Annotated in this window: 16 protein-coding genes and 1 tRNA gene; 6 read left to right on the forward strand and 11 right to left on the reverse strand. The window is 70.2% G+C overall.

Annotated features, from left to right (window positions below; genetic code table 11):
* Positions 1–114 precede the first annotated feature (114 nt).
* Positions 115–966, forward strand: coding sequence for a pentapeptide repeat-containing protein (locus ACYVGI_RS17625; protein WP_460633889.1), 852 nt, complete (start codon positions 115–117; stop codon positions 964–966).
* Here ACYVGI_RS17625 and ACYVGI_RS17630 read toward each other — a convergent pair.
* Positions 963–2,810, reverse strand: coding sequence for a glycoside hydrolase family 13 protein (locus ACYVGI_RS17630; protein WP_460633890.1), 1,848 nt, complete (start codon positions 2,808–2,810; stop codon positions 963–965). The genes ACYVGI_RS17625 and ACYVGI_RS17630 overlap by 4 nt on opposite strands.
* A 290-nt stretch (positions 2,811–3,100) precedes the next feature.
* Between ACYVGI_RS17630 and ACYVGI_RS17635 the strand changes: the two genes are divergently transcribed.
* Positions 3,101–4,807: a glycoside hydrolase family 13 protein gene (locus ACYVGI_RS17635; RefSeq protein ID WP_460634156.1), complete on the forward strand. Its 1,707-nt coding sequence runs from the start codon at positions 3,101–3,103 to the stop codon at positions 4,805–4,807.
* 83 nt (positions 4,808–4,890) lie between these two features.
* Here ACYVGI_RS17635 and ACYVGI_RS17640 read toward each other — a convergent pair whose 3' ends face one another.
* The 3 genes from ACYVGI_RS17640 to ACYVGI_RS17650 form a co-directional block, all read right to left on the reverse strand.
* Positions 4,891–5,844 carry a M23 family metallopeptidase gene (locus tag ACYVGI_RS17640; protein WP_460633891.1) on the reverse strand — a complete coding sequence of 318 codons (954 nt, stop codon included), beginning with the start codon at positions 5,842–5,844 and terminating at the stop codon, positions 4,891–4,893.
* 141 nt (positions 5,845–5,985) lie between these two features.
* Positions 5,986–6,798: an inositol monophosphatase family protein gene (locus ACYVGI_RS17645; RefSeq protein ID WP_460633892.1), complete on the reverse strand. Its 813-nt coding sequence runs from the start codon at positions 6,796–6,798 to the stop codon at positions 5,986–5,988.
* Positions 6,799–6,883: 85 nt separating this feature from the next.
* A tRNA-Tyr gene (locus ACYVGI_RS17650) sits at positions 6,884–6,965 on the reverse strand.
* Positions 6,966–7,176: 211 nt separating this feature from the next.
* Here ACYVGI_RS17650 and ACYVGI_RS17655 point away from each other — a divergent pair.
* On the forward strand, positions 7,177–7,746 hold the full coding sequence (locus ACYVGI_RS17655; RefSeq protein WP_460634157.1) for an ATP-dependent Clp protease proteolytic subunit: 570 nt from the start codon (positions 7,177–7,179) through the stop codon (positions 7,744–7,746).
* 113 nt (positions 7,747–7,859) lie between these two features.
* Here ACYVGI_RS17655 and ACYVGI_RS17660 read toward each other — a convergent pair whose 3' ends face one another.
* From ACYVGI_RS17660 to ACYVGI_RS17685, 6 genes are all read right to left on the reverse strand, one after another.
* Entirely contained in the window at positions 7,860–8,240 is a 381-nt protein-coding gene (locus ACYVGI_RS17660) for a helix-turn-helix domain-containing protein (protein ID WP_460633893.1), read from the reverse strand.
* Between the two features lie 80 nt (positions 8,241–8,320).
* A complete protein-coding gene (locus tag ACYVGI_RS17665) occupies positions 8,321–9,679 on the reverse strand; it encodes an acyltransferase family protein (RefSeq protein WP_460633894.1) in 1,359 nt (452 codons plus the stop codon).
* Positions 9,680–9,810: 131 nt separating this feature from the next.
* Positions 9,811–10,485, reverse strand: coding sequence for a response regulator (locus tag ACYVGI_RS17670; RefSeq protein ID WP_460633895.1), 675 nt, complete (start codon positions 10,483–10,485; stop codon positions 9,811–9,813).
* Complete coding sequence (locus tag ACYVGI_RS17675) at positions 10,482–11,735, reverse strand: sensor histidine kinase (RefSeq protein ID WP_460633896.1); 1,254 nt, start codon at positions 11,733–11,735, stop codon at positions 10,482–10,484. Before ACYVGI_RS17675 ends, ACYVGI_RS17670 begins: the two co-directional genes overlap by 4 nt.
* Positions 11,732–12,505, reverse strand: coding sequence for a DedA family protein (locus tag ACYVGI_RS17680; RefSeq protein WP_460633897.1), 774 nt, complete (start codon positions 12,503–12,505; stop codon positions 11,732–11,734). Before ACYVGI_RS17680 ends, ACYVGI_RS17675 begins: the two co-directional genes overlap by 4 nt.
* 98 nt (positions 12,506–12,603) lie before the next feature.
* Positions 12,604–14,103, reverse strand: a complete 1,500-nt coding sequence (locus ACYVGI_RS17685; RefSeq protein ID WP_460633898.1) for an MDR family MFS transporter — start codon at positions 14,101–14,103, stop codon at positions 12,604–12,606.
* A 66-nt stretch (positions 14,104–14,169) separates the two neighbouring features.
* Between ACYVGI_RS17685 and ACYVGI_RS17690 the strand changes: the two genes are divergently transcribed.
* The 3 genes from ACYVGI_RS17690 (at position 14,170) to ACYVGI_RS17700 (ending at position 15,703) form a co-directional block, all read left to right on the forward strand.
* The gene (locus ACYVGI_RS17690) at positions 14,170–14,838 is read left to right on the forward strand and encodes a TetR/AcrR family transcriptional regulator (RefSeq protein WP_460633899.1); all 669 of its coding nucleotides are present in this window, start codon (positions 14,170–14,172) and stop codon (positions 14,836–14,838) included.
* 144 nt (positions 14,839–14,982) lie between these two features.
* Positions 14,983–15,126, forward strand: a complete 144-nt coding sequence (locus tag ACYVGI_RS17695; RefSeq protein ID WP_162255943.1) for a hypothetical protein — start codon at positions 14,983–14,985, stop codon at positions 15,124–15,126.
* Positions 15,127–15,214: 88 nt separating this feature from the next.
* Positions 15,215–15,703, forward strand: coding sequence for a YajQ family cyclic di-GMP-binding protein (locus ACYVGI_RS17700; protein ID WP_055889880.1), 489 nt, complete (start codon positions 15,215–15,217; stop codon positions 15,701–15,703).
* Between the two features lie 69 nt (positions 15,704–15,772).
* Here the strand turns inward: ACYVGI_RS17700 and ACYVGI_RS17705 are convergent, their stop codons facing one another.
* Positions 15,773–16,765 (reverse strand): alpha/beta hydrolase, encoded by a 993-nt coding sequence (locus tag ACYVGI_RS17705; RefSeq protein ID WP_460633900.1) that lies wholly within the window; start codon positions 16,763–16,765, stop codon positions 15,773–15,775.
* Positions 16,766–16,792: the final 27 nt, after the last annotated feature.

The raw sequence follows: 16,792 nt of genomic DNA on the forward strand, positions 1-16,792 counted from the left end.
TCTCCTTCGATGGCGTCGATTGACCGTGCTCTCACGCTAACGCGGGTGGCTTCGCCCTATTCCGGGAACGCCTGAAGATGTGGAGAAGTTACGCGGTGTGAATACTGTGGAGGAATGCAGACAATCCTGCGCGGCGACCGCGGCAGCCGCGCCGAGCTCGCAGCCGACTGCGCGCGGTGCGTCGGCCTCTGCTGCGTCGCGCTCGCCTTCGCGCGATCCTCCGAGTTCGCCTTCGACAAAGCGGCGGGCGATCCGTGCGTCAACCTCGCCGACGACCACCGCTGCCGCATCCACCCCGAGCTGCGCGAACGCGGCTTCAGCGGATGCACGGTGTTCGACTGCTTCGGGGCCGGCCAGCAGGTCACCCAGCACACCTTCGGCGGCGGCGACTGGCGCGAACGCCCGGAGCTCCGCGGCGAGATGTTCGCCGTCTTCCCGATCGTGCGCCAGCTCCACGAACTGCTCTGGTATCTCGACGAGGCCGTGCGGATGCCGGCCGCCGGCTCCCTGCGACCGCGCCTGCAGGCGGCACGCGACGAGGTGGCGCTGGTCGCAGACGCACCGGCGGAGCACATCCTGAGCATCGACGTGGACGATCTGCGCGCTCCCATCGCCGAGCTGCTGCGCACCGCGAGCCGTCTCACCCGCGAGGCGAACAGGCCAGCCGCAGCTGCAGCGCACGATCGTCGCATCGCGCCGGGCGCCGACCTGCTCGGCGCGAACCTCGCCGGGCGCGACCTGCGCGGCGCCGAGCTCCGCGGCGCGCTGCTGATCGCCGCCGACCTGAGCGGTGCAGACCTCTCCTACGCCGAGCTCATCGGCGCCGACCTCCGCGACGCGAACATCGGCGGGGCCGACCTGCGCACGGCGATCTACCTCACCCAAATGCAGGTCAACGCCGCCCACGGGGATGCGCGCACGCTCCTCCCCGACGACCTGCTGCGGCCGTCGCACTGGGGCGGCTAGACCGCATCCACCCCCGGCAGCGCCCACACCGTGAAGTCGGGGCCACCGGACGAGAACCGGATGCCGTCCTCCACGACCTCCACGGACGCATCCCCCACCAGCGGCACGGCCCCGTCCGCACCGGCAACCGCTGCGGCGTCGAGCGTGAACGCCACGTCCGCCCGCGCCGCCACCACGAGCACAGACTCCCCCGCCGCCTCGCGCACGAACGCGAGCGCGTCGTCGCCGACGTGCAGCCACCGCATCCCGCCGCCGTTGAGCGCCGGGTGCGCGCGCCGCAGCCCGATCAGGCGCGCGTACAGCTCGACGGACGCGGCGGCCGTCGTGTGCTCGGTGCCCCAGGGCAGCGGCGTGCGCGACGCTTCGCCGTCGATGCCCGTCAGCCCGAACTCGTCACCGGCGAAGACCACGGGGATGCCGGGAAGCGTCACCGAGAGACCGAGGGCGACGGGCACGGTCCCCGGCTTCGCGTTGGTCAGGAACCGTGGGGTGTCGTGGGTGTCGAGCGCGTTCATCGTGCCGAGCCTGGTGCGCCACGGGAACCCGGCCGTGAACTGCCGGTGCGCCGCGAAGACCTGCTCGCCGGTGTATGTCGGGATCGTCCCGAACGGCAACCCGAAATAGCTGGATGCGCTGCCCTCCTCCGACAGCCACCCCCAGACCGGCCTGGTGAAGTTCGCGTACGTCATCGCGCCGTGCCAGGCGTCGCCCTGGAAGTCGCTCGACGCGTCGTTGGTCGACTCGCCGAGCAGGATCGTGTCCGGGTTGATGGCGAGCATTGTCGCGCGGATCATCCGGCGCACCGACTCGTTGAGGTCCTGGTCCCCATACCGCCCTGTCATATTGGCGACGTCGATGCGCCAGCCGTCCAGGCCGTACCGCTCCTGCAGCCAGCGACCGACCACCGAGTCCGGGCCCTCGATGAAGCGGCGGCGCAGCTCGTTCGAGTTCCAGTTGAGCTTGGGCAGGCTGGGGACGCCGAGCCAGGAGACGTACTGGGTGTGCTCGTCGTTCAGCCAGAGGAAGAACTCGCTCTCCGGCGCATCCGGGTTGCCGTACGCGGCCTGGAACCATTCGTGACCGTTGCCGCAGTGGTTGGAAGTGAGGTCGCCGATCACACGCAGCCCGCGCTCGTGCGCGGCAGCCGTGAGCCTGGCCAGGGCCTCGTTCCCGCCGAGCAGCGGGTCGACCATGGCGAAGCTGGCGGCGTCGTAGCGGTGGTTGGACCTGCCGGGGAAGACGGGCGTGAGATAGATGGTGCTGATCCCCAGGCGCTCCAGGTGGTCGAGGTGCTCGACCACGCCGTCCAGGTCGCCGCCGTAGAACTGCTGCGCTCGCCCGGGAGGGACGTCGTCGACGGGGTCGGACCACGCGGCCGGGATCGCCCAGTCCGGCGCCGGCCGGTCGTCGGCGGCGGCGGAGCGCGCGAACCGGTCGGGGAACACCTGGTAGAGCACGGTCTCCTTCACCCACGCCGGAGGGGCGGAGAAGGTGACGAGCTTGAAGTCCTCCGCGTCGAGCGTCTCGATGTCGTGCACGCCCGTGGCGTTCACCCACACCTTGCGGCCGTCAGCCCTGGAGACGAGGAAGCGGTAGCCGTGCACCGGGTTCTCGACGATGATCGAGGCCTCCCACCAGTCCCAGCCGTCGGCAGAGCCGACGAGCTGCGCGTCGGAGAACCGCGGCTCGTGGTCCGGGTTCGAGCGGGTGCGCACCTCATCCACTGCTCCCCAGGTGTGCGGGATGCGCAGGCGCACCAGCACGTGGTCGCCGAGCGACGGCTCCTGGGTGGACACGTAGAGAGGTGAGCCGTCGTGGTGGGGCAGGTGGAATGACGATGTCATCTGGATGCGCTCCTGGCCGTCTGGGGTCCCGGCGACTCGTCGCCCGGGAGCGCGGCAGGGTCCGCACGGTGCGAAGATACCGCACGCCGGGCGTGGCGAACGGACCGGCCGGAGGTGGGAAACCGGGAGGAAGCGCCCGGGAAGCGGGCAGGCGGCCCACATCCGGCACAGAGGCGCGGGCGGCTAGCATGTCGGGTGAGCGCCAACGGAGCCGCGAACCATCCCCACTCCCGAGACAGGTGATCACCATCACGTCCCCCGCATCCGCGCCCGAACAGGACGCGTCCGCCGTGTCGACCGCATCCACTGGCGCGCTGGCGCCGAGCAGCCCCGGAAGGGAGTGGTGGCGCTCCGCCGTGATCTACCAGGTGTACCCGCGCTCCTTCGCCGACGCCGACGGCGACGGCGTGGGCGACCTGCCCGGCATCACCCACCGCCTGCCTGCGCTCCGCAGTCTGGGCGTGGATGCGGTGTGGCTGTCCCCGTTCTTCACCTCGCCGCAGAACGACGCCGGCTACGACGTCGCCGACTACTGCGACGTCGACCCGCTGTTCGGCACGCTCGCCGACTTCGACACGATGCTGGAGCGCGCGCACAGCCTCGGCCTCCGTGTCATCATCGACATCGTCCCCAACCACAGCTCCAGCGCCCACGCCTGGTTCCAGGCCGCACTTGCCGCAGCTCCCGGCAGCGAAGAGCGCGAGCGGTACATGTTCCGCGACGGCAAGGGCGAGCACGGAGAGCTGCCGCCCAACAACTGGGAGTCGATCTTCGGCGGAGCGGCCTGGACCCGCATCACCGAGCCGGACGGCACCCCCGGCCAGTGGTACCTGCACCTGTTCGACAAGTCGCAGCCCGACCTCAACTGGGAGAACCCGTGGGTGTGGGAGCAGTTCCGCGGCATCCTGCGGTTCTGGCTCGATCGCGGCGTCGACGGCTTCCGCGTGGATGTGGCGCACGGCATGGTCAAGGAGGCGGGTCTCCCCGACTACACGCCCCCGGCCAACGCGGGCAGCATGGGCGGCGTCGCCCTGGAGCCCGAGATCGGCGCGCACGCGTCGACGGAGCCGCCCACTCCCCCGTATTTCGCGCAGGACGGCGTCCACGCCATCTACCGCGACTGGCACACGGTCCTCGAGGAGTACGAGGGCGACCGCGTGCTCTGCGGCGAGGCCTGGGTGGAGCCTCTGGAGAAGCTGGCCCGCTGGGTGCGCCCGGACGAGATGCAGCAGACCTTCAACTTCGGCTACCTCGAGACGCCGTGGGACGCGGCAGCGCTCCGCACGGTGATCGATCGCTCCATCTCGGTCTTCGCCAGCGTCGGGGCGCCGAGCACCTGGGTCCTGTCCAACCACGACGTCGTCCGCCACGCCACCCGCCTCGCCCTCAAAGGCGAGAACCTGCAGGGCCACGGCATCGGTCCAGCATCGACGGGCATCCCGGACACGGCGTTCGCCCTCCGCCGGGCACGCGCCGCGACCGCACTGATGCTCGCTCTGCCCGGCTCGGCCTATCTGTACCAGGGCGAGGAGCTCGGGCTGCCGGAGGCGATCGACCTGCCGGACTCCGCCCGGCAGGACCCGACCTGGTTCCGCACGAACGGCGAGCGGTACGGCCGCGACGGCTGCCGCGTCCCTCTGCCCTGGGAGGGCACGGAACCGTCGTACGGCTTCGGGCCGGGAGCCGCGAGCTGGCTGCCGCAGCCCGCATCCTGGGCGTCGTACACTCGAGACACCCAGGAGGGCGTCGCCGGTTCGACGCTGACGATGTATCAGGATGCACTGGCCGCGCGCCGCGAGCACGACCTCGCGTTCGGCTCGCTGGAGTGGGCGGACCTGGGGCCGGCTGTGCTCGCATTCCGTTCCGGGAATGTGTTCGTGATCGCGAACGTCGGCACCGCGCCGGTGATGCTGCCGGACGGCGAGGTGCTCCTCGCGAGCGCCGACCTCGCTGGTCGCGAGCTTCCCCAGGACACCACCGTCTGGCTGCGCGCCTAGCCCCACCCCGGCTTGGCGAGATGCCAGTAACTGCGCCGTATCCCCGTGATGCGCGCTCAGTTGCTGGCATCTCGTCGTTTCGGTCAGGACGCGTTGGCCTTCAGCCACGCATAGGGGTCGACCTGGCGGGTGCCGTCGAGCAGGATTTCGAAGTGCAGGTGCGCGCCGGTCGAGACGCCGGTGTTGCCGACGAGACCGACGGTCTCCGCCACCTTCACCTGCTGACCGACGCTCACGCGCACCGACCCCGACTGCATGTGGCAGTACTTGCTGCTGACGAGCTGGCCGCCGATCATGTGGTCGATGGTGACGTTGACGCCGCATCCACCGTTGTCGCCGCCGACCACCTCGCGCACGACGCCGTCTGCCATGATCTGGATGGGGACGCCGGAGCCCGGCGTGAAGTCGACTCCCATGTGGTTCGTGGACGCACCCTCCGTGGGCGCGGATCGCGGGCCGAACCAGTCGGAGATCGGCACACCGACAGGGAACGGCCACTGGACGGCTCCGCCAGGGTTGTTCGTGAACGTGTCGGCGATGCGCATCGAGCGCAGACCGGCGACCTTCTCCCGCGGGCTCACCTGCACGCCGTCGCGGATGATGGATGCGACGCCGCCCTCCGCGGGGAGAGCAAGATCCTGCACAGCGCCGGCCGGCGCGCTCGGTGCGACGTATTCGGCCTGGAGCGCCTGAATGCGGACGTCCTCCTCGGTGAGGAGCGCCATGGCCGGGACAGACGTGGCGACGCCGATGGCGATCGCGAACGTCATGGCGGCGACGCTGAGGCCCTTGCGGGCGCGCGTGCGCGCTGGTGCGGGGCGGTGCGAGGATGCGGGGCGGTGCGGGGATGCGGGGCGGTGCGGGCGCACTTCCGCGGGCTTCTCGCCGCGTGACCGCCCTCTGCTCGCGGCGGAAGCGGACGCCAGTTGCCGCTCCTTCTCCCTCAGTTCCCGCCTGGTCAGGGGGACCGCATCCGGAGTCGCCGACGTCTCGCCGGGGCGCGCGGGCGCTGGGGAGTTCAGGCGGTCGGGAGTCAACGGTACGGTCGGCTTTCGATCTTTCTCAGACGTTCACAGGGGATTCCCCTTGCACAGCGGCAGGGCAACCCTCCCAATGTAACGAATAGGTAACCGGGTTCCCAATGCATTCAGCAAAAACAATGCGAATACCTGGGTATTTCAGCGCCACTCCGAGTAGAACGCGTCAGCCAGCGGGTGCAGCCGCTCGTACAGTCCGGGAGGCGCCGCCACCAGCAGATCCTCCCCCTCCGGGCCGCCTCCGAGGCCCCCGACCACTGCCCCTGCCTCGCGTGCGACCAGCGCGCCCGCCGCGTGATCCCACGGGTTGAGGCCGCGCTCGAAGTACGCATCCAGTCGCCCGGCGGCCACGCTGCACAGGTCGAGCGACGCCGCCCCGATGCGCCGCACATCCCGCACCTGGCCGATGAGCTGCGTCACGAATGCCGCCTGCCGTTCGCGTTTCCGCGCGTCGTAGCCGAACCCCGTGCCGACGAGTGCGAGCTCGAGCGGCACATCCCGGTTGACGTGCAGTTCCCGGCCGTTCAGCCGCGCTCCGCCCCCGGCAGACGCGGTGAAAGCCTCGCCGCTCGCCGGGTTGACGACGGCGCCGGCGAGCGTGCGCCAGGTGGCGGGATCCGGATCGCCCTCGACGACAGCGATGCTGACCGCATACGCGGGGATGTCGTAGAAGTAGTTGACCGTCCCGTCGATCGGGTCGACCACCCAGGTGAGCCCGCTCGTCCCCTCCCCGCCGCCGGACTCCTCCCCCAGGAACTCGTCGCGCGGCCGGGACGCCGCGATGGCCTCCCGCACCACGTGCTCCACCTCACGGTCGGCTCGCGTCACGATGTCGGTCAGCGACGATTTGGATGCGGCGACCTCCACCCCCTCCGACCGGCGCAGGTAGGCGAGGTCGGCGGCGCGGCGCGCGACGGTGAGCGCGATATCCCGGAGTTCGGCATTGGAAGGCATGATGACAGCCTGTCAGACCAGGGACGGCGATGCGGGGAGGGAACGCAAAAGCCCCGGTCGCGCGGACCGGGGCTTTCGGCTGAGGTGGCGAGTGAGGGATTCGAACCCCCGAATGCTGAGCAGTCTGATTTACAGTCAGATCCCTTTGGCCGCTTGGGTAACTCGCCGTTGGCGCTCCCGACCACCAGTGTTCTCGTGATCGAAGGCGCTCGACAAGGATACTGTCCCAACGCCCGCAGAGGAAATCAGCGCGCATCCAGCCCGCTCCCTGCCACCTGCCCCTGCCCCGTGCATCCCCTCTGCCATCGGCAGATTCGCGCCGGGCAGAAAGGCTGGCGCCCTCGCCTGCTCCGTTCGCAGGATGGGCGAATGAGCACAATGACCGACAGCACACCAGATCAGTTGATCTTCAAACGCCTCCTCGAGGAGCGGATCGTCTTCCTCGGCAGCGAGGTCACCGACGACTCGGCCAACGAGATCTGCGCCCAACTCCTCATCCTCAACTCCATCGAGCCTGAGCGGGACATCTACCTCTACATCAATTCGCCGGGAGGCTCGATCACCGCCGCGTTCGCGATCTTCGACACGATGAACTTCGTGCAGGCGGACGTCGCGACCGTCGCCCTCGGCTTCGCAGCGTCGGCCGGGCAGTTCCTGCTCTCCTCGGGTGCCACCGGGAAACGGTATGCGCTCCCGAACGCGAGTGTGGTGATGCATCAGCCGCACGGCGGATTCGGCGGGACCTCGGCGGACATCCAGACCCAGGCCAAGCAGATCCTCTACTTCAAGAGGCGCATGGCGGAACTCACCAGCCTCCAGACCGGCAAGCCGATCGAGCAGATCCTCGAAGACGGCGACCGCGACCGCTGGTTCACCGCCGACGAGGCTCTGGCCTACGGTTTCGTGGACCACGTGGTCGGCTCGACCAGGGCGCTGCCGAGGGGCTGACCGATGCTGCACGTCGAAGTGGACGACGAGTCGCCGGGGTGGGAAGCCGTCGGCGGGCGCGAGGCCCAGCACGGAGACACCGACAGCGGATGTCCGGCTGGCCGGCACACGCGTCACGCCGCGAGCAGCACCTCCGCGGAGGCGCCGACCGCGAGGTCGTGCTCGTCGGCGAGACGCAACTCGCCCGGCGCCGTCGCGAGCGTGTGTCCGGCGGGGGCGAGCTCGCGGACCGGCACCGTGTGGACGGGACGGAGGCTGACGAGCTCCGCGGCGGCGAACTCGGCGGCGACCCTGGTGAGCAGTTCGCCCTCGCTGATGTCGAAGACACGACACAGCGTGGCGAGGATCTCGGACGAGGCCTCCTTGCGGCCGCGCTCGATCTCCGACAGGTACGGGATGGAGACGCTGGCGGTCTCGGACAGTTGGCGCAGGGTCTCCCCGCGCTCCAGCCTCAGTCGCCGGAGCACGGCCCCGATCGCATGTCTGAGCAGCATGTCCCCTCCTCGTCGTGTCGACGTGTCCGCCAGCCTAGGCCCGCGGTCCCCGACGCGCCCGCGCCTCCCGCGGATTCTGCTCACGGCAGAATCCGCGCCGCGCCGGCGAGAGCGGGCGCCCCCGTCCGCGCCAGGACGAGTGCGCCGGCGACCAGGGCGCAGCCGGTCACCCACCCGGCCACGGTCGACCCGGCCAGCAAGACCACCAGAACACCACCGGCTCCGGATGCGACAGACAGCCAGACACGCCCCGAACGTGCCCGACCTCCCGCATCCACCCGCGCCGCATCCACCCGCGCCGCGACCACCCGCCCCGCATCCACCCGCCCCGCCTCCAACCGCCCCGCGACCGCGACTACCGCCGCCACCACAACGACCACGGCGACCAGCCACAGTGCGCGCGTCGCCCACCAGTCCGGCGTGCGCGGCTGCGGAAGGGGCATCCCGGACAGCAGCAGCACTCCGGCGAGCGCGATGAGCGCGAGCATGTGCCAGGAGTAGATGGTCATCGCGCGGGCGTTGATCGCGCGGACCGCCGTAGCGAGCATCCGGTTGCCCGCCAGGAGACGCAGGGTGGGCCGGGCGAGGTCGAAGAGGCAAAGCTGGGCGACGCCGAGGAGCACAAGGGCGAACGTCGGCGGGTTGAGGTTGGCGAGCAGATCGAACGAGTAGACGCCCGTCGCCGCGAGCACGGCCAGCGTTGCGAGAGCGCCGACGGCGAGCGCACCGCGCGTTCGGCGGGAGAGGGACGCGACGGTGCCGTCCGCGAGCCAGAAGCCCAACTGCTGCACCAGCAGCCAGACGAACAGCAGGTTCGCGAAGCCGATCGTCGTCAGCCCGGTGGATGCGCGGACGATGTCGACGCCGACCGCCACCCCGGCCAGCACCAGCACCGCCGCGATCGGGAACCGCCGGTGCGCGGCGACCATCGTCGGGACCGCCGCCGTGCACAGCAGGTACACCCCGAGGAACCACAGCGGCTGGCTCAGCCGGAAGCCCGCCGTGGCGATCACCGACGACGGCACGCTGAACAGCGTCAGCATCGAGAGCACGATGGCGGAGGCGGCGACGGCGGCCACCGCTGGCAGCAGGAGCCGTCGCATCCGGCCGGCGATGTATGCGGCGGGCGTGGTGCCGCGCTCCCGCATCCCAGACCAGTGGAGGAAGCTCGAGAACCCGCCGAGCACGAAGAAGAGCGGCATGACCTGCGCCAGCCAGGTCAGCGGCGCGAAACCCGCCCAGCCGTCGAGCGCGTTCTGCAGCACGGGAGCGCCACCGGACACGCTCACCCCGACCATGAGCGCGTGAAGCATCACCACGACCACGAGGCACCCCGCCCTGGCCACGTCGACTGCTGCCTCCCGAGTGGATGCGGCGCGAGCCGGGTCCACCCGGTCGCGCACCTCACGCGATTCCTCCGCCACCATCGAGCGCGTCATGCCGCCCCTCCCTTCCGGCCTCTACTGGCCATCGGGGGAAGCGTCTCAGCGGGGTCTCGGCGCGGGCGTCCGTCTGCGGAGCCAACCGCATCCCGTACCGCGGTATGGGGTGCCGGAGCTCGGCAACGCCTCTACGGCGCGGGCTCCACCAACCCGGCGTCGAACGCCAGGATCACCGCGTGCACGCGGTCGCGCAGGCCCAGCTTGCTGAAGATGCGGCTGACGTGGGTCTTCACCGTCTGCTCCGCGATGAAGAGCTCGGCCGCGATCTCGCCGTTGGAGCGGCCTCGCCCGATCAGCACCAGGATCTCCCGCTCCCGGTCGGTGAGGTCGGCGAGCTGCAGCGCGTGCCTCGTCCCCGCGGGCCGCTGCGCCGCGAATCGTTCGAGGAGCCGCTTGGTCACGCGCGGCGAGAGCAGCGCATCCCCTGCCGCCACCACCCGCACCGCCTGCACGAGGTCACCGGGTGTCGCGTCTTTGAGGAGGAACCCGCTCGCGCCCGCCGACAGCGCCTCGTGCACGTAGTCGTCGGCGTCGAACGTCGTGAGCACCAGCACGAGCGGCTGGTGCGGTTCGCCCCTGGTGGTCGGGTGGACGAGCTCTCGGGTGGCGTCGATGCCGTTCATGCCGGGCATCCGCACATCCATCAGCACCAGGTCGGGCTTCAGCCGTCTGGCGAGCGCGACCGCCTCTTCGCCGTCCGCCGCCTGGCCGACGACTGCGATGTCGTCCTGCGCGTCGAGGATGGCGGCGAAGCCTGCCCGCACCATCGCCTGGTCGTCGGCGATGAGCACGGTGATGGTCATGCTGTTCCTTCCGACGGGACCGGGATGCTCGCGCGCACGACGAAGCCGCCGTCGTCCGTGCGTTCCGCCTCCAGACTGCCACCCAGAAGGGCGGCGCGCTCGCGCATCCCTCTGATCCCGTGTCCTCCGGTGTCCGGCGCAGGGGCGGACGCGGGGCGGCCGGGGGCTCGCTCGTTGCGCACGGAGACCGCGAGCGTGCTGCCGACGCCGTCCACCAGCGCGATCCGTTCGAGCCGGACGACCGTCGCAGCCCCGGTGGCGTGCCTGGCCACGTTGCTCAGCGCCTCCTGCACGATGCGGTACACCGTGAGCGAGACGGCGGGGTCGAGTGCGTCCCCCGCCGGCAGGCGATCCTCCAGCACCACGCTCCCGCCTGCGCGGGATGCGCGACTCACCAGCGCGGCGACCTCGCCCACCCCCGGCTGCGGCGCGGTCTCCACCGCGGTGTCCTCGCTTCGCAGCACACCGAGCAGCCTGCGCATCTCACCCATCGCCGCCCTGGCCGTCGCCGCCAGGTCGTCGAACTCCTCCGCCGCCTCCTCGCTCAGCGACGGGATGCGGTAGCGGGCACTCGACGCCTGCACCTGGATGGCGGACATGCCGTGGGCGACGACGTCGTGCAGTTCCCTGGCGATCCTGGTGCGCTCCTCCGCGAGCTCCCGGCGCGACAGCTCTGCGGCGGAGATCCGCTGCTCGCGCATCAGTTCGCGGCGCACGTCCTGCCATTTGGTGACCAGCACCGCCCCGAGCAGCACGGCAGCGCTGACCGAGCCGAACACGATGAGGTCGGCGATGACCGAACCGGACGTCGCAGGGGGCCGCGCCGCGACAAGGGCGACCAGGATGCCGCCGAGAGCTCCGCCTGCCCAGCCGACCAGGCCGACCAGCCAGTCCGAGCGCAGCGTGGCGATCGCGATCACGAAGCACTGCGCCACGATGGACGGAACGGCGATCGGCCACGGGCTCGCGCCGTCCGGCACGGATGCGAACGCGGCAGCGACCAGGGCGACCACGGAGACCACGACGGCCGGGCGCGGAGCGACGATCGCGAGCACGATGGACGCCGCCTGCGCCAGGCCGAGACCGAGAGCGAGGACGACAGGGATGCCGTAGAGAGTTGAGCCGAGCGCGGAGGTCAGTACCAGAATCACCAGGGCGGCGGTCGACCCGACACCCCAGAGGAGCACGAGCAGGCCGTCGAGTCTGCTGCGCAGAGGGGGGTGGTTGGTCGTCATCGTCATTCCGCTCATCGTCGTTCCGTCTGCCCTGCGCGTCGCGCGGACGCCAGTTCTGCCCGCAGCCACTCCGTCGTGCTGTCGTCCGCCTCTGCGCCGGGGCGTGTCGGGGGTGGTGTGGCGGATTCCTGCGCTGAAACTGACGCCGACGCCGACCCCGGTACCGACCTCGCCTGCACCGCGCGCTTCGCCCGCCTGCGTGCGGCGAGCCGCATCCCCACGTCGACGAGCACGCCGGTCGCCAGTCCCATCGCGATTCCTGCGAGCATACCGAGCAGCGGGTTGCCGTGCAGCCAGTGCCCAGCGAGCAGTCCCACCGTAACCGAGTAGGCCGCCCAGGACAGCCCGGCGAGCACGGAAAGCCCGAAGAACCGGCGCCGGGGGAAGCCGGACGCCCCGGCCACCAGGTTCACGGCGACGCGTCCCACCGGGATGTAGCGCGCGGTCAGCAGCAGCACGGCCGCGCGGCGGTCGAGGCCGGAGCGCGCCCAGCCGACGGCCGCCTGCATCCTGGGCCGCCGCATCCATCGGAAACGGGTGACACCGACGCCGCGGCCGATCGCGAACGTGACGTTGTCGCCGACGATCGCGCCGACCGCCGCGCACGCCACGATGAGCGCGATGTTCGGCTGTCCGAGCGTGATGCTCGCTGCGGCCGCCGCGATCACCACGGACTCGCTCGGCACCGGAGGGAAGAACGCGTCGACGAACACGACGACGGCGACCACCAGGTAGATCCACGGCGACGACACCGTCTGTGCGATCAGCTCGTTGACTGCGTCCATCCCGTGCTCCCCTCGGATTCGGACGGAGGATTCCGCCCATATCCGAGGCTAGGAAGACGGGATGCGCGACCGCGTCACCCGGCGGTACTTCGTGCCCCCTACCGCAGAGGGATATCCCCGGTGGATGCGGGCGCCTGCGCGGGGGCTGCGGGCGCGCCAGCACCAGCGGGCGCGTCCTGCCCGACGGGCGCACCAGGCACGGCCCCCACCGCCGCCGGCCTGCCAGGAAGCAGCAGCGACAGGCCGATCGCCAGCACCGTGAACCCGATCGCCCACCAGAACGCCTGGTCGAACGCGTCCGCGATCCCGGCCAGCGAGTGCGCCCCCACCGCTGCACCCTGCAGGATGACGGCGAGCAGCGCGACCCCGAACGATCCGCCGAGCTGCGTCGCGATCCTGGTCAGGATGCTCGCGTGCGGCACCTCGGAGCGCTCCAGCCCGACGAACGCGACGGTCATCAGCGGGATGGTGACCGCCCCGAGCCCGAATCCTCTGACGAGGAGCGCGGCCATGAGCATCCACTCGTTCGTCGTCGGCGTGGCGAACGCGAACGGCACCGTCGCGATGCCGACGATCGCGAACCCGATCACCGACACCCAGCGGGCGCCGAAACGATCCGTGAACCGCCCGGCCGCCGCCCGGCTGAACAGCGTGCCGATGCCCTGCGGCACCAGCAGCAGGCCCGCGCCGAGCGCATCCGTTCCCCTGACCTCTTGGAAGTAGAGGGGAAGGAGGAGCATCGCGCCGTACAGGGATGCGCCGGAGAGAAACAGGAGCGCGGACGCCGACGAGACGGGGCGGTGCCGGAACAGCCGGACGTCGACGAGCGCCGCCCCTGCACGGTGGGCGGACCAGAACGCGAACGCCGCGAGCAGGACCGCCCCGACGATCACGGGCAGGAGCACGTCGCCGCGCGCGAACCCGCCGTCCTTGCTCACGTTCGAGAGCCCGTAGAGCAGTCCGACGACCGCGGGCGAGAGCAGGACGAATCCCACCCAGTCGAGCTTCGGGCGGGCGCCGAGGGTGTCGCGGGGCAGCATCCGGATGGCGAGGGCGATGCCGACGACGCAGAACGGCACGTTCACCCAGAACAGCCAGCGCCAGTCGAGGAAGCTGAGGATGAGGCCGCCGAGCACCGGTCCGAGGATCGGTCCGAGCACCGCAGGGAGGCTCACCGCCGACATGATGCGGCCGAGGTTCTGTCCGTGAGCGGCCTGCATCACCAGGGTGGACATCAGCGGGAGCATGATGCCGCCGCCGATCCCCTGCACCACGCGGAACGCGATCAGGCTGGGCGCGTCCCAGGCCAGGCTGCATAGCACGGAGCCGAGCAGGAAGATCGCGAGGGCGATGATCCAGAGCCGTTTGCCTCCGATGCGCTGCTGCGCCCAGCCGACGATCGGGATGGTGACGCCGAGGGCGAGCAGGTACCCGGTGCTGACCCACTGGATGGTGTCGACGGAGGTGTGCAGTTCCGTCGCGAGCGTGTGCAGGGCGACGCTCACGATGGTCGTGTCGAAGATCACGGCCAGGGCGCCGACGATCACCACGACCGCGATGCGGAACACCGCTGGATCGAGCTTGGTCTTCTCCGCCATCAGAACTCCTTAAGGTACGCGACTGTATCTTATGGCGATCATAGGTCGATGCGATAAGATACGCAAATGGATCTTGTCGAACAGGAAGCAGTCGACCAGGAAGCACCGGCCCGCCGCCGCAGAGGCGTCGAGCTGGAGAACGCGATCCTCGACGCCGCCTGGGACCAACTCGTCCAGAACGGGTACGCCGCGTTCACCATCGACGCCGTCGCCGCCCGCGCGGGGACCAGCCGCCCCGTCGTGTACCGCCGCTGGCCGACCAGGCAGGAGCTCGTGCGCGCCGCCATCGCCCGCGCCGGTGTCCGCGACAGACCGGCCACCCCAGACACGGGAAGCCTCCGCGGCGACCTGATCGCGCTCCTCGACATCGCCAACAGGACCAGGATCAGCTTCGCCGCGGCACTCAGCGTCCACCTCGGCGGCTACTTCGCTGAGACGGGAACGAGCCTCGCCGACCTGCGCGAAGTGCTCCTCGGCGGCAGCGCGACGGCCATGGACGTCATCGTCGACCGGGCGATCGCCCGCGGAGAGATCGACCCTGAGCGCCTCACCCCGCGCATCGCCGCGCTGCCGTTCGACCTCTTCCGGCATGACGCCATCATGACCCTGAAGCCCGTTCCGCCTGAGACGGTCGCCGAGATCATCGACACCATTTACCTGCCGCTGGTGCGCCCCGTGGATGCGGGTGGAGTTGCGCAGGAGAACGCGCGCGACGCGCCGTTGAAATCTCCGTAACGACGGAGAATCACGAGCTTTCGCTCGAATTGTCCTTCGTTACGAAGGGCGTGAGAGTGGATGCGCGGGGCCCGGGCCTCCCCGATCCGCGACACCCCGCATCCACTGCCCGCAATGTCGGTGGTGCGGCGCAGAATCGTCGGCATGAGAACCTTGGAGATTTGCGAACGGTGCGACGGAACCGGCGCCGACCCGTTCCAGCACGACGAAGAGGTCACGGTGTGCGTGGAGTGCAGCGGAGACGGCTGCCACGTGACCTACCTGGCCGAACTGCAGCAGACGGCGTAGTCGCCCCGTATTGGCGTTCGCGGCCGACCCTGTTTGAATTGTGTGGTGCCGCACGGCACCCGTAGTTCTCTCAGGAAGGTGGCGACGAATGGCAGACTCATCGTTCGACGTGGTCAGCAAGGTCGACAAGATGGAGGCCGACAACGCCCTCAACCAGGCGCGCAAAGAGGTGGAGCAGCGCTACGACTTCAAGAACGTCGGCGCATCCATCGAGTGGAGCGGTGAGAAAGTCCTGATGAAGGCCAACACCGAAGAGCGCGTCAAGGCTGTCCTCGAGGTGTTCGAGTCGAAGCTGATCAAGCGCGGCATCTCCCTGCGCTCGCTCGACACCGGCGAGCCGTACGCGTCCGGCAAGGAGTTCCGCATCGAGGCCGGGATCAAGAACGGCATCGAGCAGGACGCCGCCAAGAAGATCAACAAGCTCATCCGCGACGAAGCGCCGAAGAGCGTCAAGTCGCAGATCCAGGGCGACGAGCTGCGCGTCTCCTCCAAGAGCCGCGACGACCTGCAGGCCACGATGAACCTGCTGAAGGGCGCCGACCTCGACGTCGCGCTGCAGTTCGTCAACTTCCGCTAGCCGACCTGGGATGCGCGGCTCACCGCGCCGGGGAGCCCGCGCTTCCCGCGCAGCCCGCGCAGCCCGCGCTCAGCGCAGGTAGCCGCGCAGCCAGCGGCGCAGCTCCGCGTACGCGTGCTGCCGCACCGGCTGGCGGGACAGGAAGATGTCGTGCAGGGCTCCGTCGATGCGCGAGACGGTCACGGTCGGCGCCAGCTTGAGCGCGCGCTGGGCGATCTCGTCGACCACGAGGACGATGTCGGAGCTCATCATCTCCGGCGTCCACCTCGGCAGAATCGTGGAGCGAGCCGACACCATCGTGAGCACTGGAGCGTCGATCGACAGACCGGACGCCACCCGGGCGTGCCCGGCCATCACCGCGGCCAACCACACGGGGCGCACAGCGAAACCCCTGACCGGACGCCAGTTCAGGTCGTAGTCCCACTCGCCCTCCATCGTCGACGACACGCTCCGGGTGTAGAAACCGAGGTCGACGTTCGGGAGCGGCGCCCGCGGGTCGACACGCGCCTGGAGCCCGATCAGCGGCGCGAGAGCCGCCCGCCCGGCCGAGTGCGCCTGGAATTCGAGCCACGGGCTGTTCAAGACCAGCGCAGCCGCTCGACCGGGGTGGCGATCCGCCCAGAGGCTGAGCGTCAGGCCGCCCGTCGAGTGGCCGAGCAGGACCAGCTTGCGACCTTTCTGGCCGCTCTCGGCGATGGTGGCGATGGCCGCATCCAATTCCTCGTCGTAGGTGGCGAGGTCGTCGACGAAGCCCGGTGTCTGCCAGGGCCGCAGGCTCCTGCCGTACTTGCGCAGGTCGATCGCGAAGAACCGAGCGCCGTTCTCGTGCCAGAACGCGGCGAGCTCCTTCTGGAAGAAGTAGTCGGACCAGCCGTGGACGTACAGCACATCGGTGTCGGCCGCGACCGGTCTGTGCAGACGCAGGTCTGCCAGATGCGGCGGCGGGACGTAGCGCACCAGGGTGGCCACGACCTCGCCCTCCGCGTCCGGCTTCAGGGGCAGCGTGAGCTGTTCGAACCCGTCCCCGAGCACGTCCTGCGTCCACCCCTGCGCGTGCGTCATCACCCCAGCGTGGCAGGCGCGACGGGT

This window comes from Leifsonia lichenia (genome assembly GCF_054780215.1).